Genomic DNA, 24,344 nt, shown 5'->3' with positions numbered 1-24,344 from the left:
CAAGCGTATGGAAGCTTCGGCTGGCATTTCCGGCTTGGGTCGGGCCTTGGTGCAAAACAATATGCTGTTGCAGCAGGATGCGGACGCCATTCTGCGTCAGTCTCAGGCATCGCATATCAGCTTTGTCGAGCAGCTGATTCAGAGCAAGAAGATGACGGCGCAGGATGTCGCGATGTTCGCGTCCAAGACCTTTGGCTATCCCTTATTGGACATGTCGGCCATCGATCTCGATCAGTTGCCCAAGGGCGTGGTGGATGACGAGCTGATCGCCAGCCGGCGCTTGCTGCCCCTGCTCAAGCGCGGCAACAAACTGTATGTCGGCACCTCGGATCCGACTCAAACCTCGGCCTATCACGCCATCACCTTCAAGACCGGGATGACGGTGGAAGTGGTGGTGGTGGAGGACGATAAGCTGGGCAAGATGCTCGGCAAGTACGGCGAGGACGCCACCGCCGCGATCAAGGCCCTGGAAAACGAGGATTTTGGCGATCTCGAATTCGCCGATCCGGACGCGCCGGCGGATACCGGCGCGCAGCCGGACGTCGACGACGCGCCGGTGGTCAAATTCATCCACAAGGTGTTGCTGGACGCGATCAATGGCGGCGCGTCCGATATCCATTTCGAACCCTATGAGAAGTTCTACCGCATTCGTTACCGGGTGGACGGGGTGTTGAAGGAGATCTCGCAGCCGCCCTTGGTGTTGAAGGAAAAGATCGCCTCCCGGATCAAGGTGATTTCCAAGCTGGATATTTCGGAAAAGCGGGTGCCGCAGGATGGCCGGATGAAGCTGGTCATTTCCAAGGCGCGGGCGATCGATTTCCGGGTCAGCACCTTGCCCACTTTGTACGGCGAAAAGATCGTGATGCGTATCCTGGACTCGTCGGCGGCGAATCTGGATATCGAGCAGCTCGGCTTCGAGCCGGAGCAGAAACGTTTGTTGCTGGACGCGATCGGGCGCCCCTACGGCATGGTGCTGGTGACCGGCCCCACCGGCAGCGGTAAAACGGTGTCGCTGTATACCTGTCTTAATTTGCTGAACAAGCCGGACATCAATATCGCCACGGCCGAGGACCCGGTGGAAATCAACTTGCCGGGCATCAATCAGGTCAACGTCAACGAGCGCGCCGGGCTGACCTTCGCCTCGGCCCTGAAGGCTTTTCTGCGCCAGGATCCGGACGTGATCATGGTGGGCGAGATCCGGGACTTCGAAACGGCGGACATCGCGATCAAGGCGGCGCAGACCGGTCACATGGTGTTCTCTACCCTGCATACCAATAACGCGCCGGCGACTTTGACCCGGATGCTGAACATGGGGGTGGCGCCGTTCAATATCGCCAGCTCGGTGCTGCTGATCATGGCGCAGCGCCTGGCGCGCCGTTTGTGCGCGCATTGCAAGAAGCCGGCGGACATTCCCGAAGAGGCGCTGTTGCGGGCGGGTTTCAAGAAAGAGGAATTGGACGGCAGCTGGAAGCCCTATGCGCCGGTGGGCTGCGAGGAGTGCCGCAATACCGGCTACCGCGGCCGTACCGGCATTTACGAAGTGATGCCCATCACCGACGCGATGACGCGTTTGATCATGCAGAACGGCACCGCCATCGATATCGCCGATCTGGCGCGCAAGGAGGGCATGGTGGATTTGCGCCACGCCGGCCTGCTGAAGGTCAAGGCGGGCTTGACCTCGTTGACCGAGATCGAGGCGGTGACCAACGAATAAAAGCGGTTTCGCGCCTCCGGCAGCCGCCGGAAAGCTGACTTAACGGCTTGGAATAAGAAAGAGGCCATGGAATGGCAGTCACGGTAGCGAAAAAAGCGACGCCGGGCTTTGTCTGGGAGTGGGAAGGCAAGGACAAGGCGGGCAAGGCGATACGCGGGGAATTGAGAGCGGAGTCCGAGGCGGTGGCCAAGACTCAGCTGCGGCGTCAAGGCATCAATGTCGTCAAGATCAAGCGCCGGCGCGCCGGGTTCGGCAAGCGCATCACCGAGCGGGACATCACCTTGTTCACCCGGCAGCTGGCGACCATGATGCGCGCCGGCGTGCCCCTGTTGCAGGCTTTCGACATCGCGGCCAAGGGCCACGGCAACCCCGCCGTGACCAAGATGCTGCTGGAAGTGCGCGCGGATGTGGAAACCGGTCTGTCGCTGGCGGAGGCCTTCCGCAAGCGGCCCTTGTACTTCGACAAGCTGTTCTGCAACATCATCGCCGCGGGCGAAACCGGCGGCGTGCTGGACTCCTTGCTGGACAAGCTGGCCACCTACAAGGAAAAGGTGATGGCGATCAAGGGCAAGATCAAGTCGGCGCTGATCTATCCGTCGGCCATCGTCGGCACCGCCTTCATCATTACCGCCGTCATCATGATTTACGTGATTCCGGCGTTCAAGGATTTGTTCTCCAGCTTCGGCGCCAATTTGCCGGCGCCGACCTTGTTCGTGATCTGGCTGTCGGATGGCTTCGTCCATTACTGGTGGCTGATCTTCGGCGTGATCTTCGGCAGCCTGTTCGGCTTTCTCTACGCCTTCAAGCGCACGCCCAAGCTGCAAGAGCGGATGGACCGCATTCTGCTGCGCATGCCGGTAATTGGCGACATCATCCGCAAAGCCACCATCGCGCGCTGGGCGCGCACCTTGTCTACATTGTTCGCCGCCGGGGTGCCGCTGGTGGAAGCGCTGGATTCGGTGGGCGGCGCCTCCGGCAATCAGGTGTACGCGGACGCCACTAAGCGGATTCAGAACGACGTCAGCACCGGCTCCAGCCTCAATTATTCGATGCAACGCACCGACTTGTTCCCTAATATGGTGCTGCAAATGACCTCGATCGGCGAGGAGTCCGGCTCGCTGGACCAGATGCTGGACAAGGTGGCGGATTTTTACGAAGAAGAAGTCGATAATGCGGTGGCCGCGCTGTCCAGCTTGCTGGAGCCGGCCATCATGGTGATTCTGGGGATCTTGATCGGCGGTTTGATCATTGCGATGTATATGCCGATTTTCAAAATGGGGCAGGTGGTTGGATGATCGAGGAGTGGCGCTGGATCGCCGGCTCGTACCCGCTGGCTTTCGCCGGCGCGGCGCTGGTGCTGGGTTTATTGCTTGGCAGTTTTCTGAATGTGCTCATCCATCGTTTGCCCAAGATGCTGGAAGCCGAATGGCGGCGGAACTGCGTTGATTGTCTGCAGCTGGAGGAGAGCGAGGCGGTCGAGCCCTATAATTTAATGCGGCCGGCCTCGCACTGCCCGCAATGCCGGGCCGTGGTGCGTCCGTGGCAGAACATTCCGCTGTTGAGCTTCCTGTTGCTGCGCGGCCGCTGCGCGAGCTGCCGAGTCAACATCCCTTGGCGTTATCCGGCGGTGGAGCTGTCGGCCGGCGTGTTGTTCGCTTTCCTGGCCTGGCGCTATGGGTGGTCGGCGCAGTTGCCGGCCTATATGGCCTTGACCGCGGTGCTCTTGGCGCTGACCTTCATCGATGCGGACACGCAGCTGCTGCCGGACAACCTGACCTTGCCCTTGCTGTGGGGCGGTTTGCTGTTCAACCTGCTGACCGGAACCGTGCCCTTGGCCGACGCGGTGATAGGCGCGATGGCCGGCTATCTGAGCTTGTGGCTGTTGTTTCACGGTTTCAAGCTGGTCACCGGCAAGGAGGGCATGGGCTATGGCGACTTCAAGCTGCTGGCCGCCTTGGGCGCCTGGCTGGGATGGACCTTGCTGCCTTTGGTGATCCTGCTGTCCTCGCTGGTGGGCGCGGTGGTGGGCGTGGTCTTGATTTTGCTGGCCAAGCACGGTCGTGGCCAGCCCTTGCCGTTCGGCCCTTATCTCGCGGCCGCCGGCTGGATTGCCCTGATCTGTGGGCAAGACATCGTGTATTGGTATTTGCATGGCTATTAAAGTGGTGGGGCTGACCGGCGGCATTGGTTCCGGTAAGAGCGCGGCGGCCGATCGCTTCGCCGAATTGGGCGTGCCGGTGGTCGACACCGACGCCATCGCGCACGAGCTGACCGGGCCGCATGGCGCGGCGATGCCGGCCTTGGCGGCGGCTTTCGGCGCGGGCGCGGTGCGAGCGGACGGCGCTTTGGACCGCGGCTGGATGCGCGAGCGCGTGTTCGCCGACGCCGGCAGCCGGCAGCGGCTGGAGAGCGTGCTGCATCCGCTGATCCGGCAGCAGAGCGAGGCCAGGGTGGCCGAGGCGCGCGGGCCGTATTGCGTGTTGGTGGTGCCCTTATTGTTTGAAACCGGGCATTATCTGCCGATGCTGGCGCGCACCTTGTTGGTGGATTGCGAGGAGTCGGCGCAACTGGAGCGGGTGATGCGGCGCAACGGCATGGACGAAAACGCCGTGCGCGCGATCATGGCGGCGCAATGTTCGAGAGTGCAGCGACGCGAACGCGCCGACGATATAATTTGTAATAATGACAGCTTGGCTGCGTTGAGGCTTCAAGTCGACGCCAAACACGATTATTATCTTGCCAGCCTAGCCGATAGATCATAACCGGGCTCTCGCGAGCCAAGCAGAAGGGCCGATGCGCCGTGATCAGTTTTGAGTTTCCCGTCACCGAGCGAACCCGCATCCTGCTCCGCCTGGAGCATCTCTACGCACGTCTTGGGTATTTCATCGGCAAGGACCATCCGTATGATCATCATGCGGCCCTGCTGGTGTTGTTCGAGCTGATGGAAACCGCCTCGCGCGCGGACTTGAAGGCGGATCTGCTTCAGGAGCTGGAACGGCAGAAACAGATGCTGGAAGCGCTGCGCGAGAATCCGCAAGTGGCGGAAGAGACCCTGGAGGGCGTGCTGGAGGACATCGAGCACGCGTCCAGCCGGCTGCTGGCGCTGACCGGCAAGTTCGGCCAGCATCTGCGCGAAAACGAGTGGCTGATGGCGATCAAGCAGCGCGCCGGCATTCCCGGCGGCACCTGCCAGTTCGATTTGCCGTCTTATCACCAGTGGCAGCAGAAGTCGGCCGAGGTGCGGCGTCAGGACATCAAGCGCTGGGCGTCGCCGCTGATGCCCACCGCCGAGGCGGCGGGCATTCTGCTGACCCTGTTGCGCGACAGCGGCAAGACCCATCATTACGTGGCGCGCCGCGGCGTGTTCCAGCAGATGTCCGGCGGCAAGGTGGTGCAGCTGATCCGGGTGGCCTACGATGGCGGCCTGGAGCTGCTGCCCGAGCTGTCCGCCAATAAATACGCGCTCAATATCCGCTTCGTCAGCGCGGTGACCGGGGAATCCCGGCCGCGGCAGACCGAGCAGGATGTCGAGTTTCACCTGACCAATTGCAAGTTCTGACCGGCGCCTGCGCCGGACCTTGCCCCGTTTTGAGAAGCCATGTCTGATTCTGTTCGCGTTGTCGCCTGTCCCACTTGCCGCGCGCCGGTGCGCTGGGAGCCGCAAAGCCAGTTCCGCCCGTTTTGCAGCAAGCGCTGCCGTCTGATCGATTTGGGCGAGTGGGCGACGGAAAGCTATCGGGTGCCGGCGCAGGAAGAGTCGCCGAGCGAGGCGAGCCGCGGAGAGTGAGCGCCCGGCCGCAATGAAAAACAGGTCCCTGAGCGGGACCTGTTTTGTTTTGGCCGCGGGACGGACTCAGGCCCTGGCCGCCAGCGCCGCGCCCTGCGAGAAATAGCCTTTCATGCCGGTGAAGATGGCATTGGCCATTTGCTGCTGGAAATCGCTGCTGAGCAGACGCTGCTCTTCCTCCGGGTTGGAGATGAAGGCGGTTTCCACCAGGATGGACGGGATGTCCGGCGCTTTCAGCACCGCGAAGCCGGCCTGTTCCACCGCGCTCTTGTGCAGCTTGTTGAGGCCGCCCAGATGGCCCAGCACGGTCTTGCCGAGTTTCAGGCTGTCGTTGATGGTGGCGGTCTGGGTCAGGTCCAGCAGGGTGTGGGCCAGGTATTTGTCCTTGCTGCCTATTTTGACGCCGCCGACCAGGTCGGCGTCGTTCTGGCTTTGCGCCAGCGCCTTGGCGAAGGCGCTGGTGGCGCCTTTTTCAGACAGCGCGAACACCGAGGAGCCGCGCGCGGCGCGGTTGGGCGCGGCGTCGGCGTGGATGGACACGAACAGGTCGGCGTTCAGCTTGCGCGCCTTGGCCACGCGCACGCCCAGCGGGATGAACACGTCTTCGTCGCGGGTCATATAGGCCTTCATATTGCTTTCCGCGTCTATCATGCGCTTCAACTGTTTGCCGATGCTCAGCACCACGTCCTTCTCGCGCGTGCCGTTCAGACCGACGGCGCCGGGATCGATGCCGCCGTGGCCGGGGTCCAGCATCACGATGATGGGGCGATTGCTGTCTTTTTTCTTGGGCTTGATCTGCGGCGCAGGCTGTTCCAGCTTGCCCTTGTTGTAGTCCTGAAGCAGGGCGAGCAAGGGATCGTCCTGCTTGCCGGCCGGGTAGAGGTCCACCACCAGCCGGTGTTTGTACTCGGCCACCGGCGTCATGGTGAAGGCCTGTGGCGTGATGTCCGCTTTCAACTCCAGCACCAGGCGCACCGTGTCCGGATCGAACTGGCCGGCGCGGGCGGTCTTGATATAGGGGTCGGCGGCGGAAATCTGGCCGCCGATGTCTTTGAGCACGCTGTTGAGCTGCACGCCTTGCAGGTCGATCACCAGCCGGTTGGGGTTGGCGATGGTGAACTGCTTGTATTGGATGGCCTCGCTGGCTTCCAGCGTGATGCGGGTGTAAAGCGACGCCGGCCAGATGCGCAGGGCGACGATCTGACTGTTGGCGGCGAAGCCGACGCGGCTCACCGACAGCATGAAGGTGGCGGCCGCGGCGCCGATCAAGCGGCGGCGGAGGGGATCGAAAGTCGAATCAGGCATGACTGTCCGGTTTCTGAGTGGGCAAGTAAACGATAATTGCGACCATTTCCGGCCACGGCTAGTTCCAGCACGATGTCGGCGCGCGGCAAGAGCTCCGCTGCCTTGTCCGGCCACTCGACCAGGCACAGGCTGTCCGGGCCGAAGTATTCGCGGAAGCCGGCATCCTCCCATTCCTCGGGGTCGGCGAAACGGTACAGGTCGAAATGGTGCACGCTATAGTGAGGAAAAGGATAGCTCTCCACCAGAGTATAGGTGGGGCTTTTGACCTTGCCGGCATGGCCGAGCGCGGTCAGCAGGCCGCGCGTGAACGTGGTCTTGCCCGCGCCCAGATCGCCCAATAGATAGACGACGAGGCCGGCTTGCGCCGCTTCGGCGAAGGCTTTGCCCAGCGCCAGGGTGGCGGTTTCATCTTCCAGGTAGCCGCAGCGAACGCTGGTATCATCCATGGCCATGACCGAAAACTCTTTACAAAAACCGGATTATCCCGAATTGGCGCGCCAAATCAAAGCCTGGGCGCGCGAATTGGGTTTTGCCGACGCCAGAATCGGTCGCGCCGGCCTGCCGCCGGAGGCGGAACAGAAGTTGAACGCCTGGCTGGCCGCCGGCCATCACGGCGAGATGGACTATATGGCCCGCCACGGCGCCTTGCGGGTCAAGCCGGCGGATCTGGTGCCCGGCACCCTGTCCGTTATTTCCCTGCGCATGCATTACTGGCCCCAGGCGCGCGCGTCGGCCGAGGTGCTGGCCGACGGCGGCAAAGCCTATTTATCGCGCTACGCGCTGGGGCGCGACTATCACAAGGTCTTGCGCAACCGGCTGCAGGCGCTGGCGGACCGGATCAAGCGGGAGATAGGCGAGTTCGGCTACCGGGTGTTCACCGACAGCGCGCCGGTGGCCGAGGTGGCGCTGGCGGCGCAGGCCGGCCTGGGCTGGCGCGGCAAACACACTCTGTTGCTGACCAAGAACGAGGGCTCGCTGTTTTTCCTGGGAGAGGTCTTCACCGACCTGCCCCTGCCGGAGGACGAGGCGGAGGACGGCCATTGCGGCCGCTGCACTCGTTGCATCGATGTCTGTCCCACCGCGGCCATCGTCGCGCCCTATACCGTGGACGCGCGGCGCTGCATTTCCTATCTGACGATAGAGCTGAAGCGGGCGATTCCGGAGGAGATGCGGCCCTTGATCGGCAACCGCGTCTACGGCTGCGACGATTGCCAGCTGTTCTGTCCTTGGAACCGTTTCGCGGTTGACACCCGGGAGACCGATTTTGCGGTGCGTCATGGTTTGGACGACGTGAGCTTGCTAGAGTTGTTCGCCTGGAGCGAGGCCGAATTCAAGGAGAAGATGGCCGGCAGCCCGATTTACCGCATCGGCTACCTCAAGTGGCTGTCCAATCTGGCGGTGGGGCTGGGCAACGCGCCCACTGCGCCGGAGGTGGTGGCGGGCTTGCGCGCGCGTCTGGATTTTCCCGACGAGATGGTGGCCGAGCCGGTGCGCTGGGCGCTGGGCCGGCACGGCGTCATCGTTTGAAGCTCAGGGTTTGCTGGGCGCCTTGACCAGGGATTCGCCTTCAAGCACCACCTTGCCGCGGACCGAGCACTGGGTCGCCAGTTTGACGAAGTGTTTGTCCGGATTCAGTTCGATCACGGTGGCGCGGGCGGTCACGGTGTCGCCGATGCGCACCGGCGCCTTGAAACGGGTGGATTGCGATAGATAGATGGTGCCGTGGCCGGGCAACTGGGTGCCCACTACGGTGGAAATCAGGCTGGCGGTCAGCATGCCGTGCGCGATGCGGGTTTCGAACGGCGTCTGTTCCGCGTACTCCTGATTGATGTGCACCGGATTGTTGTCGCCGGACACGGCGGCGAACATCAGCACGTCGGCTTCGGTGATGGTCTTGCTGAATTCGGCGAAATCGCCGAGGCCAAGATCTTCAAACCAAACAGTCATGACCGCTCCTGACTTGATATGACGGGGAAATGTTGCAGTGCATTGTGACAGCTTTTGGCCGGAATGCAAATTACCGAGAAATCACGTACTATCGGCGATAAGTTGCGTTTTTGCCACGCTGTATGCAATACAAATCAACCAAACGCTCGTTTGAATTTGTGCTTGGGGCATAATCAGGTTTGCTTCGGCAATTGCTGCTTCCGCGTTCGATCAATCCAGACGGCGGCATTTCTGAAACGGCCGCGCTTGGCGCGGCGGCGGCGACGGTCCGCTCCAGGTTTCTTTTTAGAGATGTCCAGAGGTTTGTTGGAGGAATATGAAAGTTCTAGTCGCTGTGAAACGCGTTGTGGATTACAACGTGAAGGTTCGGGTCAAGGCCGACGGCACTGACGTGGATATCGCCAACGTCAAGATGTCGATGAACCCGTTTGACGAAATCGCGGTGGAAGAGGCGGTGCGTCTCAAGGAAGCCGGCAAGGTCAGCGAAATCGTCGTGGTGTCGCTGGGCGTCAAGCAATGCGAGGAAACGCTGCGCACCGCGCTGGCGATGGGCGCCGACCGCGCCATCCTGGTGGAAACCGATGCGGAGCTGCAGCCGCTGGCGGTGGCCAAATTGCTGAAAGCGGTGGCGGACAAGGAACAGCCGCAGCTCTTGATCGTGGGCAAGCAGGCGATCGACGACGACGCCAACCAGACCGGCCAGATGGTGTCGGCGCTGCTGGGCTGGGGCCAGGGCACGTTCGCCTCCAAGGTGGACTTGTCGGCCGAGACCGTGGACGTCACCCGCGAGATCGACGGCGGCCTGGAAACCGTCAAGCTGCGTTTGCCGGCGGTGGTCACCTCCGACCTGCGCCTGAACGAGCCGCGCTTCATCAAGCTGCCCAACATCATGGCCGCCAAGAAAAAGCCGCTGGACAAGACCACGCCGGCGGAACTGGGCGTGGACGCCGCTCCGCGTCTGAAGACGCTGAAGGTGGCCGAGCCTTCCAAGCGCAGCGCCGGCATCAAGGTGGCCAACGCCGCCGAGCTGGTCGCCAAACTGAAAACCGAAGCAAAGGTGCTGTAAGCCATGGCCATTCTCGTTATCGCTGAACACGACAACCAGAGCCTGAAAGCAGGCACCCTGAATACCATCACCGCCGCCGCCAAGCTGGGCGAGGTGCATGTGCTGGTGGCCGGCCACAACGCCGCCGCCGCCGCCGAGGCCGCCAAGGGCGTGGCCGGCGTCGCCAAAGTGCTGCTGGCCGACGCCGCTCACTACGCGCACGGCCTGGCCGAGAACCTGGGCGCGCTGGTGTCCGGCCTGGCCAAGAGCTACAGCCACGTGCTGGCGCCGGCGTCCTCCTTCGGCAAGAACCTGCTGCCGCGCGTAGCCGCCTTGCTGGACGTGGCGCAGATCTCCGAGATCGTCGCCATCGAATCCGCCGACACCTTCGTGCGGCCCATCTACGCCGGCAACGTGCTGGCCACCGTGCAGTCCGCCGACCCGATCAAGGTCATCACCGTGCGCACCACCGCCTTCGACGCGGCGGGCCTGGGCGGTTCCGCCGCGGTGGAAACCGTGGCCGCGGCAGCGGACGCGCAGCTGTCCAGCTTCGTCGGCCAGGAACTGACCAAGTCCGATCGTCCGGAACTGGGCTCGGCCAAGGTCATCGTTTCCGGCGGCCGCGCGCTGGGTTCGGAGGAGCAGTTCAAGGCGGTGATCGATCCGCTGGCGGACAAGCTCTCCGCCGCCGTGGGCGCTTCCCGCGCCGCGGTGGACGCCGGCTACGCGCCGAACGACTACCAGGTGGGCCAGACCGGCAAGGTGGTGGCGCCGCAGCTGTACTTCGCGGTCGGCATTTCCGGCGCGATCCAGCACCTGGCCGGCATGAAGGACTCCAAGGTGATCGTCGCCATCAACAAGGACGAGGAAGCGCCCATCTTCCAGGTGGCGGATTACGGCATCGTCGGCGATCTGTTCACCGTGGTGCCGGAGTTGATGGCCGAGTTGTCCAAATAATCCCGGATCCGCGCCGCGAGTCTCTCGCCGGCGCGGACAGCGGGCCGGGCGAGCCGCCCGGAACAATAATATTCAGCCGGCAACGCCCGCGCGCAGTCATCGGCCCGATGCGGGCCGGACCCGCCGCGGCGCTTGCCGGCTTTTTCATGTCTGCGAATAGAAACCGATTGCCGGCCGAACCGGCGGTCCCAGCCATCCAAACACGAGGAGAAGGCGATGATTTATCAAGCACCGATCAAGGACATTCAATTCGCGCTCAACGAGCTGGCCGAGCTGCCGGCCGTCTGCGGCCTGCCGGGCTACGGCGAATGCTCGGTGGAGCTGGTGGACGCCATTCTGGAGGAGGGCGCCAAGTTCGCCGAAGGCGTGCTGGCGCCGATCAACAAGCAGGGCGATCAGGGCGCCAAATGGCGCGACGGCGAAGTCAGCGCCGCGCCCGGCTTCAAGGACGCCTGGCGTCAGTACGTCGAATCCGGCTGGGTGGGCCTGCGCGCGCCGGAGGCCTACGGCGGCCAGGGCATGCCGGCCTTGGTGGCCACCGCGGCCGAGGAAATGTGGTGTTCCGCCAATCTGGCTTTTTCGCTGGCGCCGCTGTTGACGCTGGGCGCGATCGAGGCCATTCATCATCACGCCTCGGAAGAACTCAAGAGCGTCTATCTGCCGCCGATGTCCAGCGGCGCCTGGACCGGCACCATGAATTTGACCGAGCCGCAGGCCGGTTCCGACCTCGCCCAGGTGCGCAGCAAGGCCTTGCCGCAGGCTGACGGCAGCTATCGCATCAGCGGCCAGAAAATCTTCATTACCTGGGGCGAGCACGATATGGCGGACAACATCGTCCACCTGGTGCTGGCCCGCCTGCCGGACGCGCCGGCCGGGGTGAAGGGCATTTCCTTGTTCATCGTGCCCAAATTCCTGGTCAACGCCGACGGCAGCCTGGGCGCGCGCAACGATGTGCGCTGCGTGTCGCTGGAGCACAAGCTGGGCATCCACGGCAGCCCCACCGCGGTGATGAGCTTCGGCGATCAGGACGGTGCGATCGGCTATCTGGTCGGCGAAGCCAACAAGGGCCTGAACTATATGTTCACCATGATGAACCACGCGCGTCTGGGCGTGGGCATCGAAGGCCTGGCGGTGTCGGAGCGCGCCTACCAGAAGGCGGTGGAATACGCGCGCGAACGGGTGCAGAGCCGTGCGGTGGGTTCGCCCGATCCGTCCGGCGTGGCCATCATCCAGCATCCGGACGTGCGCCGCATGCTGCTGACCATGCGCGCCCAGGTGGAGGCGCAGCGCGCGCTGGCCCTGTATACCGCGGCGGCGCTGGACCGCGCGGCGCGTCATCCGGTGGCGAGCGAAAAAGCGCGCAACCAGGCGCTGGCCAATTTCCTGATCCCCATCGTCAAGGGCTGGAACACCGAGCAGGCCAACGAAATCACCAGCCTGGCGCTGCAGGTGCACGGCGGCATGGGATATATCGAGGAAACCGGCGTGGCGCAGTACTATCGCGATGCGCGCATCACCGCCATCTACGAAGGCACCACCGGCATCCAGGCCCTGGATTTGATCGGCCGCAAGACCGCGGGCGAGGGCGGCGTCACCGCGCGCGCCTTGCTGGAAGAGGCCGCCGGCTGCGTGGCCAAGCTGCGCGCCGCCGGGCTGGCCAGCCTGGCGGACAATCTGGACGAAGCGGTCAAGCAGGCGCGCCGCAGCGTCGACTTCATCCTGGATACCTTCGCCGGACAGCCGCAACGGGCGGCGGCCGGGTCCGTGCCCTTCCTCAAGCTGATGGGCATTGTGCTGGGCGGCTGGCAGATGGCGCGCGCGGCCCTGATCGCCAAGGAAAAGCAGAGCGACGGCGAGTCCGATCAGGACTTCATGCGCGCCAAACTGGCCACCGCGCGTTTCTACGGCGAACATCTGTTGCCGCAGGCGGGCGGTTTGGCGGCCGCCATCGTTGACGGCGCGGACAGCGTGCTGGAGATGGACGAAGCCTGGTTCTGAGGTGGTTCTAGGAAGATGCGCAACAGACGCCGCGGGATGCCGCGGCGTTTTTTGTTGCCTGGCCGATGCAAGAGCGATTATTGCATGAGCGTGTAATCAGGCTTTGAGATAATGGAAAAGACCTTGTTGCGGGTTGCTGCGGCGCGGCATCAAAAACCGTTTGTCATTAAAAATATTTTGCCGCATAGTGTTTGCTCCGCCCCTAGCTACGGGCGGTGTGCGAAATCAGGCGGAAAAATAGTTCTTAATAGAAGAATTAATCGCATGGCGCGCTGATATTCGCTTGAATATTGCCTGGCTATGCAATTCGGTCTTTTTTTGGATTGACCGTATCCTGATGGCGTGCAAATAATCCGCTGCATGACTCACAGCCAAGCTCGAGCCAAGTCCCGGCCGATCCCATCGCGGCGCGAGGCGTCCGCTTGAACTTGGCCGCAAGGTCCGCGCTTAGATTTCAAGAATGAATACAGAAGCCAGGATGCAATGAAGCAAGTGGTCCATTGGAGTGAAAAGGGGAAGCGGTTGTTGCCGTCGGCGGCGACGCTGGGGCGTCTGGTCGCCGCTTTGCCTTGGCTGGCGCTGGCAGGCGCCGCCGTGTGGCTGGGCATGACCGTGGCGCCGATTTTGGGTCCCGCGGCCAAGCAATGGCGAGGCTTAAGCGAGCCGGCGCCGCAGTCCGCCGCCGCCAATGTGGCGATGGCGCACTGGTTCGGCGAGCCGGTGGCGCAGCAGGCGGCGGCCTTGCCGCCGGTCAAGCTGATCGGCGTCTACGCGCCTCAGGCTTCCGGCGCGCCCGGTTTCGCGGTGATAGACGACAATGGCCGCTCCGTCGCCCTGTTGCTGGGCAAGACTACGCCCGACGGCTGGGAACTGGCCCAGATCACCGCCTCCGGCGTGTTGATGCGTTCCGGCGGCAGCGAGCAGTTCGTGCCGCTGGTCGAGCGCGTGCCCGGCGCGGGCGGCGCGGTCGGCGGCAGTGCGCCGCCGCCGATGCCGCCTCCGATTTCTCCTCCTTCCCAGGCTCCCGTTTCGCCCCCCGCTGTGGTTCCTGTGAATCCTGAAACCCCGCCGCAACCTGGGCTGGATTCCGCCAGCATGGTTCGCCAATAAGAAGACTGAATATGCGTATCCACAAACTTGTCGCCATCCTGGCCCTGGTCTACGGTTGCAACGCCGCATTGGCCACCACCCCGCAGAACGACGGAGTGATGCTCAACTTCGTCAACGCCGATATCGAAACCGTGGTCAAGGCGATAGGCGAGATCACCGGCAAGAACTTCATCATCGACCCGCGGGTGAAGGGCACGGTCAACATCGTGTCCAGCAAGCCGGTGCCGCGCGCGCTGTCTTACCAGATCCTGTTGTCTTCCTTGCGTTTGCAGGGCTTCTCCGCGGTGGAGGGCGGCGGCGTGGTCAAGATCGTGCCGGAGGCCGACGCCAAGCTGCACGCCAAGGCCAGCAAGGGCATCCCGCGCGGGGACGGCGACCGCCTGATCACCAAGGTGTTCACGCTTAAATACGGCAACGCCAATCAGCTGGTGCCGGTGATCCGGCCCATCGTGTCGCCCAACAACACCATCGCCGCCTACCCGCAGTCCAATGCGCTGATCGTCACCGACTACGCGGACAATATTCAGCGCATCGAGTCCATCATCGATTCGATCGAGAGCGCGGCCGCCGGCGACACCGTGGTGGTGCCGGTGCTGTTCGGCTCCGCGGTGGAACTGGCCGGCAGCCTGAACAAGTTGTTGCAGGACAGCGGCGCCGGCGCCGACGGCGGCAAGACCACCATCATCCCGGACGCGCGCGCCAATGTGCTGATGGTGCGCGCCGACACCCCGGGCAAGATCGGCAAGATCAAAAGCCTGCTCAAGCTCCTGGATCAGCCCAGCCAGGCCGGCGCCAATGTGCGCGTGGTCTATCTGAAGAACGCCGAGGCCGGCAAGGTGGCGCAGACGCTGCGAGCCTTGATGACCGGCGACGCGGGGCCCTTGCAGGGCCGCACCGCGGTGAGCACCAACGGCGGCTCCAGTACCAGCCTGCTGAACCAGAGCGGTTCGGGCAGCGGTTCCGGCGCCTCGTCCAGCGGCTCCGCCAGCGCCGCGCAGGCGGCCAGCCCGGTGGGCGGCGACAGCGCGTCCAGCGGCAGCGGCAGCGGGGCCGGCGGCGGAGGATCCATGATCCAGGCCGACCCCACCAACAACGCGCTGATTCTGAACGTGCCGGATTCCATGTACCAGAATCTGCGCAACGTCATCGACCTGCTGGACAAGCGCCGCGCCCAAGTGCTGGTGGAGGCGCTGGTGGTGGAAGTGGCCGCGCAAAGGGCGATGGAATTGGGTGTGCAATGGCAGGCGCTGGGCGCGCTCAACGGCAACGGCGCCGGCGTGTTCGGCGGTACCAACTTCCCCGGCAGCAACACCCCCGGCATCATCGGCTTGTCCGGCGGCGCGCTGGCCGGCGGCACCGCCGCCACACCGCTTGGCACCCTGGCGGGCTCCGGCGGCCTGAACGTGGGCTGGGTCAAGGGCACGGTCAATATTCCCGGCATCGGCACCGTGCTGAACATGGGAGCGCTGGCCAAGGCGATGGAGACCGAGGTAGGGGGCAACATCGTGTCCAGTCCGTCCCTGATGGCGATGGACAATGAAAAGGCCAAGATCCAGATCGGCCAGGAAGTGCCCATCCTGACCGGCCAGTACAGCAATACCGGCAGCAGCAGCAGCGGCTCGGTCAATCCCTTCCAGACCTACGACCGCAAGACCATAGGCTTTAATCTGGAAATCACGCCGCAGATTTCCGAGGGCGGCTCCATCCGCATGAAGATTTTGCAGGAGGCGTCCACCATCGTGCCGGGCACCGAGAAAAACCCGCAAGGTCCAACCACCAACAAGCGGACGATAGAGACCATCGCCAATGTGGACGACAGCGGCATCATCGCCATCGGCGGCCTGCTGCAGGAAACGGTCAGCGACAATGAGAGCAAGGTGCCGCTGTTGGGCGACATCCCGTGGCTGGGCGCCTTGTTCCGCTACAGCAACAAGCAGCGCAACAAGACCAATCTGATGATCTTCATCAAGCCCACCATCATCCGCGACGATCTGGGCGCGCGTTCCATCGCCACCGATCGCTACAACTACATCATCGGCGAAGGCCATAAGGCGGAGAGGGAAAAGCTGCAGATGAATCTGGATTCTGCTCTGAAGTCCCTGCCGGAGGGCGGCATCCGCTCGACGCTGGAACAGAGCCTGAAGGCGCAGCCGAAATGAACAAGCCCAAGCTGTCGCCGGCGCTGGGCTTTCCGTTCGCGCGCGCCAACGGCGTGATCCTGCTGGACGGGGAAAGCGGCCGTCATCTGCTGCTGCGCGAAGACAGCCGGCCGGAGGCCTGGGCCGAAGTGCTGCGCCTGCACGGCCAGGGGCTGGCCAGCGTCGAGACGCTGGAGGCGGCCTTGTTCGACAAGCGCCTGTCCGAGCATTACGCCAATCGCGACGGCGCGGCGGCCGAGGTGGTGGACGATATCGGCCAGGACCTGGATCTGACCCAGATGGTGGAGTCCTTGCCAACGGTGGAGGACTTGCTGGAGAGCGAGGGCGACGCGCCCATCATCCGCATGATCAACGCCTTGCTGACCCAGGCGCTGCGCGACGGCGCCTCGGACATCCACATCGAAGCCTTTGAAGACCGCTCGGTGGTGCGTTTCCGCCTGGACGGTTCGCTGCGCGACGTGGTCAGCCCGCACCGCGCGCTGCACGCGGCCATGGTGTCGCGGATCAAGATCATGGCCAATCTCGACATCGCCGAAAAACGCATTCCGCAAGACGGCCGCATCTCGCTGCGTCTGGGCGGCCGCCCGGTGGACGTGCGGGTCTCCACACTGCCCACCAGCCACGGCGAGCGCGTGGTGTTGCGTCTGCTGGACAAAGAAAACGCCCGCCTGGATCTGGCCACGCTGGGCATGGCGGCGGACACGCTGCAGGCGGTGGACAAGGTGATCCGCCAGCCGCACGGCATCCTGCTGGTCACCGGCCCCACCGGCTCGGGCAAGACCACCACGCTGTACGCGGCCTTGTCGCGGCTGGACGCGCGCCACACCAATATCATGACGGTGGAAGACCCGGTGGAATACCACCTGGACGGCGTCGGCCAGACCCAGGTCAATCCGCGCATCGACATGAGTTTCGCCAAGGCGCTGCGCGCGATTCTGCGCCAGGATCCGGACGTGGTGATGATAGGCGAGATCCGGGATCTGGAAACCGCGCAGATCGCGGTGCAGGCCTCGCTGACCGGCCACCTGGTGCTGGCCACGCTGCACACCAACGACGCCGCCTCGGCGGTGACGCGGCTGGTGGACATGGGGGTCGAACCCTTCCTGCTGGCCTCCAGCCTGCTGGGCGTGATGGCGCAACGGCTGGTGCGCCGTCTGTGCCCGCACTGCAAGGCGCCGCATCCGGTGCCGCTGGAAGGGGAGGCGGACGCTCCGCATTACCGGCCGGCGGGCTGCCCGAGCTGCGGCCATTCCGGTTACAAGGGGCGTTACGGCGTTTATGAACTGCTCTTGGTCGACGATCAATTGCAGCGCTTGATCCACGATCGCGCCTCCGAACAGAAAATGCGCGATTACGCCGCCCGCCACGGCATGCGTTCGCTGCGCGACGACGGCTTGCGCTGGGTCAAGGCCGGCGAAACCTCGCTGGAAGAAATCATGCGGGTGACGAGGAACTGATGGCCGCCTTCCGTTTTACCGCTTTCGACCCCGCCGGCAAGGAGCAGAAAGGCTTGCTGGAGGCGGACTCCGCGCGCGCCGCGCGCAGCCAGCTGCGCGAGCGCGGCCTGCTGCCGCTGGAGGTGGAAAGCGTCAGCGCCAAGAACGGCGACGCCGGCAGCTCGGCGCTGCGCCGCGGCCTGCCGCGCGCGGAACTGGTGATGATCACCGAACAGCTGTCCACCCTGCTCAACGCGGGCCTGCCGCTGGAAAAGGCGCTGACCGCGGTGACCGAGCAGTGCGAACACCCGCGCAGCCGCACCGTGCTGGCGGCCTTGCGCAGCGACATCCTGGAAGGCAAGAGCTTCGCCCAGGCGCTGGCTTCGGCGCCGGGCGTGTTTTTTCCGCTGTATCGCTCGCTGGTGCAGGCGGGCGAACAGTCCGGCCATCTCGACACCGTGATGGCGCGCTTGGCCGAATACCTGGACAAGCGCCAGAACACCCAACAAAAAGTGATGCTGGCGATGGCCTATCCGGCCGTGGTCACCGTGGTGGCCATCCTAGTGGTGGCCGGCCTGATGAGTTATGTGGTGCCGCAGGTGGTCAGCGTGTTCGCGCAGACCAAGCAGACCCTGCCTTTTCTGACCCGGGCGTTGGTGGCCGCCAGCGATTTCCTGCGGCAATGGGGCATAGCGCTGCTGGCCGGCATCGTCGCCGCGCTGTTCCTGACCGTGCGCGCCTTGCGCGCGCCGGCGCTGAAACGGCGCTTCCACGCCCGGCTGTTGAAGCTGCCGGTGTTCGGCCGCCTGCTGCGCGCGCTCAACACCGCGCGCATGGCCAGCACCCTGTCCATCCTGGTGGGCAGCGGCGTGCCCTTGCTGACCGCGCTGGAAACCGCGCGCGGCCTGATGACTCTGCTGCCGATGCAGGACGCGGTCAGCGAGGCGATGGCCAAGGTGCGCGAGGGCGTGGCGCTGTCGCGCGCGCTGCACGCCACTCGTCAATTCCCGCCGGTGCTGATCCATCTGATCGGCAGCGGCGAATCCAGCGGCACGCTGGCCCATATGCTGGACCGCGCCGCCCAGCAGCAGGAGCAGGAGGTGGAGCGCAAGCTCGCCACCTTCACCACGCTGATGGAGCCGCTGCTGATCCTGTTCATGGGCGGCATGGTCTTGTTGATCGTGCTGGCCATCATGATGCCCATCATCGACATGAACCAGATGGTGCATTGATTTTCGCGGAAAGAAGCACGGAATGTCTCACAAGGCAGTTTTACAGCAATGGGTGTTGGAAGCGCTGGCCGCGCACGGCGGCAAGGCGGGCCGGCTGACGGTGGCCAAACACATCTGGCATGCGCGCGCTCGCGAGCTGGAAGGCACCGAGTTGTTCTACACCTGGCAATACGATATGAGCTGGGCGGCGAGCGAGTTGAGAAAGCTGGGCCAGCTCAAGCCGGCCAATGCCGGACCCGCCGGCGTCTGGGAGTTGTCCGGCGACGGCCCCTCCCTGTTTTGACCCTTTGAAACCTCGGTAGTAGGAGTAGATATGCGACACCTTTCCAAAGCGGCCCAGCGAGGCTTCACCCTGATCGAAATCATGGTGGTGATCGTGATTCTCGGCGTACTCGCGGCGTTGGTGGTGCCCAAGGTGATGAGCCGTCCGGACGAGGCGCGCGCCGTCGCCGCCAAGCAGGATCTGGGCGCTTTGAGCCAGGCCCTGAAACTGTATCGTCTGGACAACGGCCGCTACCCCAGCAGCGAGCAGGGCCTGCAGGCGCTGGTGCAGAAGCCGACCTCGGCGCCGGAGCCGAAGAACTGGAAGCCGGGCGGCTACCTGGAGCGCCTGCCCAAGGACCCGTGGGGCAATCCCTATCAGTACGCCAACCCGGGCACGCACGGCGAGATCGACATCTGGAGCTTCGGCGCCGACGGCGAGCCGGGCGGCGAGGGCGTGGACGCCGACATCGGCAACTGGGACGCGGTCAAGTAAGAGCGGAGTCGTTGATGGGCTCTTCCGTTCCGGCGCGCGGCTTCACCCTGATCGAGGTGATGGTGGTGATGCTGATCATCGGCGTGCTGGCCACCACGGTGACGCTCAGCATGCGGCCGGACACGCATCGCCAGGCTTCGGACGAGGCCTACCGCTTGGCGCGGGTGCTGGAGCAGGCGGCGGACGCCGCCGAAATGGGGGATCCGCTGGCCCTGATGTGGGACGCCAAGGGTTACGGCTTCCGGCGCCGCGGCGACAACGGCGAATGGGGCGGCGCCAACGACGAGCTGCTGGCCGACCGGCTGTGGCCGGAGGGCGTGCATGGCGGGGCTTTGTTGCTGGATGGCCAGCCCTGGCCGGCGGGACGGCCGCTGCCCTTGTGGCAGGACGGGCGCGCCAACGCGCTGGCCCTGCAGATCAAGACCGAGACGCGCGGCCTGGCCGTGACCCTGTCGCCGCTGGGCCGCAGTCGGGTGGACGAAGGCTCATGAAGCGCGAGCGCGGCTTTACCTTGTTTGAAGTGCTGGTGGCGCTGGCCATCATCGCGGTGGCGCTGGGCGCGCTGTTGCGCGCCACCGGCCTGGCCGCCGACAACGGCGAAGGCATGAAGCGCCGAATGCAGGCCGCTTGGGAAGCGCAGAACATGATCGCGCTGATGCAGGCGCGCCGCGAATGGCCGGACGTGGGCGAACAGGCGGGAGAGCTGGACGACGACGGCGCGCGCTGGCGTTGGCAGCGCGTGATCAGCCAGACGCCCAACCCCAATTTCCGCAAGGTGGTGGTGCGCGTGCTGGCGCAGGGCGACGGCCGTTACGTGCTGGCCGAGATGACCGGCTATCTGCGGATGAACGCCGGAGGCGGTTCGTGATGCGCGGCCGGCAGGACGGCATGACCTTGATCGAGATCCTGGTGGCGATGAGCTTGCTCGCCATCTTGTCGGTGCTGGGCTACAAGGCTTTCGGCTCCTTGCTGATCTCGCGCGAGCGGCTGATGCAGACCAGCGAGCAATGGGTGGACGCCGCGCGCGCTTTCCGGCGGCTGGAGGGCGATCTGACCGGCCAGATGCCGGCGCCGACGCAAGGGCAGGGGCCCAGTCTGGGCGGCAGCCAGCTATTGCTGCAAAGCGACGGCGACGGCCAGACGCTGACCTTGCAGAGTTTTTCCGCCCGCTATCCCGGCGGCCAGGAGCGCATCAGCTACCATGCCGGCGCTCAGGGCCTCAGCTGGGCGGCGGGCGACGCCCAGGGCGCGGCGCCGACCGCCTACGTGCTCTTGGGCAAGGACGCCGCGGTGCGCTGGCGCGTGCTGCTGGACGACGGCAATTGGCTGGATAACTGGCCGCCGCGCGAGGCCAGCCCGGCGCACAGCCCGCGCGCGCTGGAAATGCGCATCCGCATGCCGGGCAATGAATGGGCGAAACGGATATGGGCGCTGCCATGAGGACGCCGGGAAGCCGGAAGCAGCGCGGCATGGCGGTGATCATGGCCTTGCTGATCGTGGCGCTGGCCACCACCGCCGCCTCGCTGGTGCTGTGGCAGCAAGGCCTGTGGTGGCACCAGCTCGACAACGACCGCAATCGCGCCCAGCTGCGCCTGGTGGCCGACGCCGGCCTGGGCTGGGCGATGGAAATCCTGCGCTTCAACAACGGCGCGGCCGGCAACGGCGTGGTGGCCCTGTCGCAGCTGTGGGCCCAGCCCTTGCCGCAGACCGAGGCCCAGGGCGTGACCGTGTCCGGCCGGCTGAGCGATCTGCAAGGGCGCTTCAATCTGAATTCGCTGGTGCAGAACGGTCAGACCAATGCGCGCCAACTGGTGTTCTACAAGCGGCTATTGACCACGCTGGGCCTGCCCACGCGCTTGTCCGAACCGCTGGTCAAGCAACTGCGCGGCGGCAAGGATCCGGAGGACGCCAGCCAGCCGACGGGAGAGGGCCGGCCGCCGGAGCCGGGCGCGGCCCTGCCCGGCTACCCCTTGCTGCGGGTGGAGATGCTGCGCTGGCTGCCGGGCTACACCCCGGAGGTCTTGGACAAGCTGCTGCCGCATGTGGCCGCCTTGCCGGCCGACGTCAGCCAGATCAACATCAATACCGCCACGCCGGCGGTGATGAAGACGCTGCTGCCGGGCGTGGGCGAAGGCAATCTGCTGGTGCTGCTCAATCAGCGCAAGGTCAATTACTACAAGGACGCCAACGATTTCAAGGCGCGGCTGCCGGCGCCGGGCATCATCGCCGACACCGATATCGCGGCGGCGTCCAATTACTTCATGCTGGACAGTTCGGCCCGGCTGGAGCGGGCGCGGCTGGAAATGCGGGCGCTGATCTACAGCAATATGAACGTGGTGAAGACGCTGTGGCGGCAAGACGGCGCGGGACGTCCGCCGCGGGGAAACGGAAACCAGAATGACAACGCTTAGACTGTATCTGCGGGCCGGTTGGCCCGATAGCGAGCCGGGGCTGCCCTGGGCCCTATTGGGCGCGCGCGGCGAACCCAGCGCTCAGGGCGACAGCGCGCCGGCCGGCTGGCCGCGCGCCGATCGCTGCGAATTGATCCTGCCCGCCGGCCGCACCCTGTTCACCCAGGCGCGGCTGCCGGCCTCGGTCAAACAGCCGACGGCGGCGATGATGGGCTTCGCCCTGGAAGAAGGCTTGATTAACGATCCCTCCGCCAATCTTTACGCCATCGGCGGGGAGTTGCCGGACGGCAGCCGAGCGGTGGCGGTGACCGAGGCTTTTCCGGTGCGCCGCGCCGTGGCCATGCTCAAGAGCGCGGGGCGGCTGTGCGACCGCATCCTGCCGGAGGAAAGCCTGTTGCCGCCGCCGGCGCGCGACGGCTGGAGCGTGGCGCGCGGCGGCGAGGGCTGGCTGCTGCGCTTGAGCGCCACGCGCGCGGCCTGGCTGCCCTACTGCGGCGAAACGACGGAACAACTGCTGTTCGCGCGGCTGGCGGCGCAGCTGCCGCCGGCCAGCCTGACCGTGTGCGGCGCCGAAGCGGCCGGCCTGATCGGCTCGCGCCTGCCGGCGTGGCAAGGCGAGCCCAAGCAATTGGCCGCTCATGATTGGCGGCAGGGCCTGGCGCAACAGGCTTTCGACTTCGCCAACGGCGAACTGGCGGCCAATCGGCGCTGGCGCGACTGGGGGCCGGCGCTGCGGCGGACCGGCTTGGTGTTGGTTGGCTTGCTGGCGGCGCAGCTGGCGCTGACCCTGGGCCAGGCCGCTTGGTACGCCTGGCAGAAACAAAGCCTGTCGGCGGACATCCGCGCCGCGGCCAAGCCCTGGATCGGCGGTCAGGCGATGCCGGGCAGCAGCGCGCTGGCGATGACGCGCGCGGTGGACAAGCTGCGATTGAGTCACGGCCTGCCGGCGCGCGACGACGCCTTGGAACTGATGGGCGCGCTGGCCGCGCTCAGCGGCCGCGATCTGCAGACCCGCTCCCTCAGCTACGACGGCGGCCGGCTCAAGCTGCAAGTGGCGGACGTGCCGGCGGAAACCCTGCAACGCTGGCGCGGGCAACTGGCGGCCAAGCAGATCCGTCTGGACGTGACCGCCACCCAGCAGGGGACCAAAGAACTCAGCCTGTCCCGGGAGCCGTGATATGAAGCAATACCGTGAACAATTCGCCGCCTACTGGCGGCAGCGCAGCCGTCGCGAACAAGGGCTGCTGCTGGCGATGGCCGCGGTGCTCGGCGTCGGCGTGCTCTACGCCGGGGTCTGGGAGCCGGCGGGCAAATCGGTGGAGCGCAACCGCGCCGCCGCGTCCCGGCTGCAAGCCGAGCTGAGCTATGTGCAGTCTCTGGCGCGGGAGGCCGAGCAACTGAAGCGCCAGCCGGCGCAGGCGGCGCTGCCGGCCAAGGAACTCTTGCCGGTGATCCGTCAGGTGGCGCAGAGCCAAGGCTTGTCCGAGGCCGGCTGGCAACTGAGCCCGGAGGGCGAGTCCGGCGTGGCGATGGAGGGGACGATGGCGTTCGACGCCTGGGTCAAGCTGGCCGGCGTGCTGGCGGCTCAGCACCAGGTGCGGGTGCTCAGCGTGAGGGCGGAGGCGCAGCCGATGCCGGGCCAAGTGCATATCAAGGCGTTGCTGGCGCACGCCGGAGGCGGCGCATGAAACGTAAAATGCTGATTGGCGCGCTATTGGGCGCGCTGTTTCTGGCCGGCCTGATCGCCGCCTTGCCGGCGAGTTTGCTGTCGCTGCCCTTGTTGCGCGCCACCGGCGAGCGCTGGCAGTTCAGCGGCGCGCAAGGCACGGTGTGGCAGGGCAAGACGCAGCTGGTCTATGTCGGCGACAAGGGCGAAGTGCTGCCGATGAGCCGGATAGGCTGGCGCTTTCAGCCCAAGGCCTTGTTGTCGGGGCGGGCGATCTGGCTGCTGGAGAGCGACGGTCAGGACGGCAAGCTGGAGTGGAGTTGGGGCGGCGTGGAAGTGAACGGCGTCAACCTGACGGTGCCGGTGGCGGCTTTGGCGAATCTGTCCAAGACCTGGCAGGCGGCGCGCTTGGGCGGCGATCTGCAGCTCAAGGTCGGCCAGTTCAGCCGCAAGGGAGGGCAACTGGCCGGCAATCTGCAGCTCAGCTGGCTGGGCGCGGCCTCGCCCTTGAGCCCGTTGTCGCCGTTCGGCTCCTACCAAATGGACGTCAACGGCGCCGGCGCGGGCGTGGCCTTGAACGTGGCGACGCTGGACGGCCCCTTGAATCTGAGCGGCCAGGGGCAGTGGCAGCCGGGGGCGGCGTTCTCGCTGGCCGGCAGCGCCGACAGCCCGCCGGAAAAATACGACGCCTTGAAACCGTTGATGCTGATGCTGGGCAAACCGAGCGGACCGACCAGCGTGCAATGGCAGATTCGTCCAGGGGCTTGATGACGGTTCATTTGTCATGTTATCGAATTTTCTTGTGATTTTTCCGGTACAG

At 65.0% G+C, this 24,344-nt stretch carries 26 protein-coding genes; 23 read left to right on the top strand and 3 right to left on the bottom strand.

The features are described from left to right. The first annotated feature begins 7 nt into the window (after positions 1 to 7). The 6 genes from pilB (at position 8) to yacG (ending at position 5,501) form a co-directional block, all read left to right on the top strand. On the top strand, positions 8 to 1,714 hold the full coding sequence (gene pilB, locus AB1Z25_RS18405) for a type IV-A pilus assembly ATPase PilB (RefSeq protein WP_107800583.1): 1,707 nt from the start codon (positions 8 to 10) through the stop codon (positions 1,712 to 1,714). Between the two features lie 71 nt (positions 1,715 to 1,785). Beyond that, positions 1,786 to 3,009 carry a type II secretion system F family protein gene (locus AB1Z25_RS18400; RefSeq protein WP_107800582.1) on the top strand — a complete coding sequence of 408 codons (1,224 nt, stop codon included), beginning with the start codon at positions 1,786 to 1,788 and terminating at the stop codon, positions 3,007 to 3,009. Next, positions 3,006 to 3,875: a prepilin peptidase gene (locus tag AB1Z25_RS18395; RefSeq protein WP_486635848.1), complete on the top strand. Its 870-nt coding sequence runs from the start codon at positions 3,006 to 3,008 to the stop codon at positions 3,873 to 3,875. Before AB1Z25_RS18400 ends, AB1Z25_RS18395 begins: the two co-directional genes overlap by 4 nt. After that, entirely contained in the window at positions 3,865 to 4,476 is a 612-nt protein-coding gene (gene coaE, locus AB1Z25_RS18390; RefSeq protein WP_486635847.1) for a dephospho-CoA kinase, read from the top strand. The genes AB1Z25_RS18395 and coaE overlap by 11 nt, the downstream gene beginning before the upstream one ends. A 38-nt stretch (positions 4,477 to 4,514) precedes the next feature. After that, positions 4,515 to 5,273 (top strand): cell division protein ZapD, encoded by a 759-nt coding sequence (gene zapD / locus AB1Z25_RS18385; RefSeq protein ID WP_019100891.1) that lies wholly within the window; start codon positions 4,515 to 4,517, stop codon positions 5,271 to 5,273. A gap of 39 nt (positions 5,274 to 5,312) precedes the next feature. After that, positions 5,313 to 5,501 carry a DNA gyrase inhibitor YacG gene (gene yacG, locus AB1Z25_RS18380; protein WP_048409544.1) on the top strand — a complete coding sequence of 63 codons (189 nt, stop codon included), beginning with the start codon at positions 5,313 to 5,315 and terminating at the stop codon, positions 5,499 to 5,501. Between the two features lie 66 nt (positions 5,502 to 5,567). Here the strand turns inward: yacG and AB1Z25_RS18375 are convergent, their stop codons facing one another. After that, a complete protein-coding gene (locus tag AB1Z25_RS18375; protein ID WP_107800579.1) occupies positions 5,568 to 6,806 on the bottom strand; it encodes an N-acetylmuramoyl-L-alanine amidase in 1,239 nt (412 codons plus the stop codon). Then, positions 6,767 to 7,252, bottom strand: coding sequence for a tRNA (adenosine(37)-N6)-threonylcarbamoyltransferase complex ATPase subunit type 1 TsaE (gene tsaE, locus AB1Z25_RS18370; RefSeq protein ID WP_370445205.1), 486 nt, complete (start codon positions 7,250 to 7,252; stop codon positions 6,767 to 6,769). Before tsaE ends, AB1Z25_RS18375 begins: the two co-directional genes overlap by 40 nt. Between tsaE and queG the strand changes: the two genes are divergently transcribed. Further along, entirely contained in the window at positions 7,251 to 8,333 is a 1,083-nt protein-coding gene (gene queG, locus AB1Z25_RS18365; protein WP_370445204.1) for a tRNA epoxyqueuosine(34) reductase QueG, read from the top strand. The genes tsaE and queG overlap by 2 nt on opposite strands. A 3-nt stretch (positions 8,334 to 8,336) precedes the next feature. Here the strand turns inward: queG and AB1Z25_RS18360 are convergent, their stop codons facing one another. Continuing rightward, complete coding sequence (locus AB1Z25_RS18360) at positions 8,337 to 8,753, bottom strand: MaoC family dehydratase (RefSeq protein WP_107800577.1); 417 nt, start codon at positions 8,751 to 8,753, stop codon at positions 8,337 to 8,339. Between the two features lie 316 nt (positions 8,754 to 9,069). Here AB1Z25_RS18360 and AB1Z25_RS18355 point away from each other — a divergent pair, with 316 nt between their 5' ends. From AB1Z25_RS18355 to AB1Z25_RS18280, 16 genes are all read left to right on the top strand, one after another. Then, the gene (locus AB1Z25_RS18355) at positions 9,070 to 9,819 is read left to right on the top strand and encodes an electron transfer flavoprotein subunit beta/FixA family protein (RefSeq protein ID WP_227104935.1); all 750 of its coding nucleotides are present in this window, start codon (positions 9,070 to 9,072) and stop codon (positions 9,817 to 9,819) included. 3 nt (positions 9,820 to 9,822) lie between these two features. Then, positions 9,823 to 10,755 carry an electron transfer flavoprotein subunit alpha/FixB family protein gene (locus AB1Z25_RS18350; RefSeq protein ID WP_486635846.1) on the top strand — a complete coding sequence of 311 codons (933 nt, stop codon included), beginning with the start codon at positions 9,823 to 9,825 and terminating at the stop codon, positions 10,753 to 10,755. 216 nt (positions 10,756 to 10,971) lie between these two features. Then, positions 10,972 to 12,753, top strand: a complete 1,782-nt coding sequence (locus tag AB1Z25_RS18345; RefSeq protein ID WP_486635845.1) for an acyl-CoA dehydrogenase C-terminal domain-containing protein — start codon at positions 10,972 to 10,974, stop codon at positions 12,751 to 12,753. A gap of 483 nt (positions 12,754 to 13,236) precedes the next feature. Continuing rightward, positions 13,237 to 13,863, top strand: coding sequence for a hypothetical protein (locus AB1Z25_RS18340; protein ID WP_146176710.1), 627 nt, complete (start codon positions 13,237 to 13,239; stop codon positions 13,861 to 13,863). An 11-nt stretch (positions 13,864 to 13,874) separates the two neighbouring features. Beyond that, positions 13,875 to 16,022: a type II secretion system secretin GspD gene (gspD, locus tag AB1Z25_RS18335; RefSeq protein WP_486635844.1), complete on the top strand. Its 2,148-nt coding sequence runs from the start codon at positions 13,875 to 13,877 to the stop codon at positions 16,020 to 16,022. Beyond that, entirely contained in the window at positions 16,019 to 17,479 is a 1,461-nt protein-coding gene (gene gspE, locus AB1Z25_RS18330) for a type II secretion system ATPase GspE (RefSeq protein ID WP_107800571.1), read from the top strand. The genes gspD and gspE overlap by 4 nt, the downstream gene beginning before the upstream one ends. Beyond that, entirely contained in the window at positions 17,479 to 18,690 is a 1,212-nt protein-coding gene (gene gspF, locus AB1Z25_RS18325) for a type II secretion system inner membrane protein GspF (RefSeq protein WP_486635843.1), read from the top strand. Before gspE ends, gspF begins: the two co-directional genes overlap by 1 nt. 22 nt (positions 18,691 to 18,712) lie before the next feature. Then, positions 18,713 to 18,973 carry a hypothetical protein gene (locus tag AB1Z25_RS18320; protein ID WP_486635842.1) on the top strand — a complete coding sequence of 87 codons (261 nt, stop codon included), beginning with the start codon at positions 18,713 to 18,715 and terminating at the stop codon, positions 18,971 to 18,973. Positions 18,974 to 19,003: 30 nt separating this feature from the next. Next, the gene (gene gspG, locus AB1Z25_RS18315; RefSeq protein WP_019100905.1) at positions 19,004 to 19,447 is read left to right on the top strand and encodes a type II secretion system major pseudopilin GspG; all 444 of its coding nucleotides are present in this window, start codon (positions 19,004 to 19,006) and stop codon (positions 19,445 to 19,447) included. A 14-nt stretch (positions 19,448 to 19,461) separates the two neighbouring features. After that, positions 19,462 to 19,938 carry a prepilin-type N-terminal cleavage/methylation domain-containing protein gene (locus AB1Z25_RS18310; protein WP_107800568.1) on the top strand — a complete coding sequence of 159 codons (477 nt, stop codon included), beginning with the start codon at positions 19,462 to 19,464 and terminating at the stop codon, positions 19,936 to 19,938. Then, positions 19,935 to 20,315, top strand: a complete 381-nt coding sequence (gene gspI / locus AB1Z25_RS18305; RefSeq protein WP_107800567.1) for a type II secretion system minor pseudopilin GspI — start codon at positions 19,935 to 19,937, stop codon at positions 20,313 to 20,315. The genes AB1Z25_RS18310 and gspI overlap by 4 nt, the downstream gene beginning before the upstream one ends. Then, positions 20,315 to 20,887, top strand: coding sequence for a type II secretion system protein GspJ (locus AB1Z25_RS18300; RefSeq protein ID WP_227104923.1), 573 nt, complete (start codon positions 20,315 to 20,317; stop codon positions 20,885 to 20,887). The genes gspI and AB1Z25_RS18300 overlap by 1 nt, the downstream gene beginning before the upstream one ends. 29 nt (positions 20,888 to 20,916) lie before the next feature. Then, positions 20,917 to 21,858: a type II secretion system minor pseudopilin GspK gene (gspK, locus tag AB1Z25_RS18295; RefSeq protein WP_486635841.1), complete on the top strand. Its 942-nt coding sequence runs from the start codon at positions 20,917 to 20,919 to the stop codon at positions 21,856 to 21,858. After that, a complete protein-coding gene (gene gspL / locus AB1Z25_RS18290) occupies positions 21,845 to 23,035 on the top strand; it encodes a type II secretion system protein GspL (protein WP_486635840.1) in 1,191 nt (396 codons plus the stop codon). The genes gspK and gspL overlap by 14 nt, the downstream gene beginning before the upstream one ends. A 1-nt stretch (position 23,036) precedes the next feature. Continuing rightward, the gene (gspM, locus tag AB1Z25_RS18285; RefSeq protein ID WP_107800563.1) at positions 23,037 to 23,546 is read left to right on the top strand and encodes a type II secretion system protein GspM; all 510 of its coding nucleotides are present in this window, start codon (positions 23,037 to 23,039) and stop codon (positions 23,544 to 23,546) included. Next, positions 23,543 to 24,292: a type II secretion system protein N gene (locus AB1Z25_RS18280; protein WP_107800562.1), complete on the top strand. Its 750-nt coding sequence runs from the start codon at positions 23,543 to 23,545 to the stop codon at positions 24,290 to 24,292. The genes gspM and AB1Z25_RS18280 overlap by 4 nt, the downstream gene beginning before the upstream one ends. The last annotated feature ends 52 nt before the right edge of the window (positions 24,293 to 24,344 follow it).

The organism is Chromobacterium sp. HL1, assembly GCF_057418835.1.
Note: the sequence above shows the minus strand (reverse complement) of the source record. Positions and strands in the feature narration are given on the sequence as shown.

What these genes read in the sequence shown, in the direction of transcription:
- pilB (WP_107800583.1), top strand. Translation starts at nt 8, where the DNA reads ATGGAAGCTTCGGCTGGCATTTCCGGCTTGGGTCGGGCCTTGGTGCAA.
- AB1Z25_RS18400 (WP_107800582.1), top strand. Translation starts at nt 1,786, where the DNA reads ATGGCAGTCACGGTAGCGAAAAAAGCGACGCCGGGCTTTGTCTGGGAG.
- AB1Z25_RS18395 (WP_486635848.1), top strand. Translation starts at nt 3,006, where the DNA reads ATGATCGAGGAGTGGCGCTGGATCGCCGGCTCGTACCCGCTGGCTTTC.
- coaE (WP_486635847.1), top strand. Translation starts at nt 3,865, where the DNA reads ATGGCTATTAAAGTGGTGGGGCTGACCGGCGGCATTGGTTCCGGTAAG.
- yacG (WP_048409544.1), top strand. Translation starts at nt 5,313, where the DNA reads ATGTCTGATTCTGTTCGCGTTGTCGCCTGTCCCACTTGCCGCGCGCCG.
- AB1Z25_RS18375 (WP_107800579.1), bottom strand. Translation starts at nt 6,806, where the DNA reads ATGCCTGATTCGACTTTCGATCCCCTCCGCCGCCGCTTGATCGGCGCC.
- queG (WP_370445204.1), top strand. Translation starts at nt 7,251, where the DNA reads ATGGCCATGACCGAAAACTCTTTACAAAAACCGGATTATCCCGAATTG.
- tsaE (WP_370445205.1), bottom strand. Translation starts at nt 7,252, where the DNA reads ATGGATGATACCAGCGTTCGCTGCGGCTACCTGGAAGATGAAACCGCC.
- AB1Z25_RS18360 (WP_107800577.1), bottom strand. Translation starts at nt 8,753, where the DNA reads ATGACTGTTTGGTTTGAAGATCTTGGCCTCGGCGATTTCGCCGAATTC.
- AB1Z25_RS18355 (WP_227104935.1), top strand. Translation starts at nt 9,070, where the DNA reads ATGAAAGTTCTAGTCGCTGTGAAACGCGTTGTGGATTACAACGTGAAG.
- AB1Z25_RS18350 (WP_486635846.1), top strand. Translation starts at nt 9,823, where the DNA reads ATGGCCATTCTCGTTATCGCTGAACACGACAACCAGAGCCTGAAAGCA.
- AB1Z25_RS18345 (WP_486635845.1), top strand. Translation starts at nt 10,972, where the DNA reads ATGATTTATCAAGCACCGATCAAGGACATTCAATTCGCGCTCAACGAG.
- AB1Z25_RS18340 (WP_146176710.1), top strand. Translation starts at nt 13,237, where the DNA reads ATGAAGCAAGTGGTCCATTGGAGTGAAAAGGGGAAGCGGTTGTTGCCG.
- gspD (WP_486635844.1), top strand. Translation starts at nt 13,875, where the DNA reads ATGCGTATCCACAAACTTGTCGCCATCCTGGCCCTGGTCTACGGTTGC.
- gspE (WP_107800571.1), top strand. Translation starts at nt 16,019, where the DNA reads ATGAACAAGCCCAAGCTGTCGCCGGCGCTGGGCTTTCCGTTCGCGCGC.
- gspF (WP_486635843.1), top strand. Translation starts at nt 17,479, where the DNA reads ATGGCCGCCTTCCGTTTTACCGCTTTCGACCCCGCCGGCAAGGAGCAG.
- AB1Z25_RS18320 (WP_486635842.1), top strand. Translation starts at nt 18,713, where the DNA reads ATGTCTCACAAGGCAGTTTTACAGCAATGGGTGTTGGAAGCGCTGGCC.
- gspG (WP_019100905.1), top strand. Translation starts at nt 19,004, where the DNA reads ATGCGACACCTTTCCAAAGCGGCCCAGCGAGGCTTCACCCTGATCGAA.
- AB1Z25_RS18310 (WP_107800568.1), top strand. Translation starts at nt 19,462, where the DNA reads ATGGGCTCTTCCGTTCCGGCGCGCGGCTTCACCCTGATCGAGGTGATG.
- gspI (WP_107800567.1), top strand. Translation starts at nt 19,935, where the DNA reads ATGAAGCGCGAGCGCGGCTTTACCTTGTTTGAAGTGCTGGTGGCGCTG.
- AB1Z25_RS18300 (WP_227104923.1), top strand. Translation starts at nt 20,315, where the DNA reads ATGCGCGGCCGGCAGGACGGCATGACCTTGATCGAGATCCTGGTGGCG.
- gspK (WP_486635841.1), top strand. Translation starts at nt 20,917, where the DNA reads ATGGCGGTGATCATGGCCTTGCTGATCGTGGCGCTGGCCACCACCGCC.
- gspL (WP_486635840.1), top strand. Translation starts at nt 21,845, where the DNA reads ATGACAACGCTTAGACTGTATCTGCGGGCCGGTTGGCCCGATAGCGAG.
- gspM (WP_107800563.1), top strand. Translation starts at nt 23,037, where the DNA reads ATGAAGCAATACCGTGAACAATTCGCCGCCTACTGGCGGCAGCGCAGC.
- AB1Z25_RS18280 (WP_107800562.1), top strand. Translation starts at nt 23,543, where the DNA reads ATGAAACGTAAAATGCTGATTGGCGCGCTATTGGGCGCGCTGTTTCTG.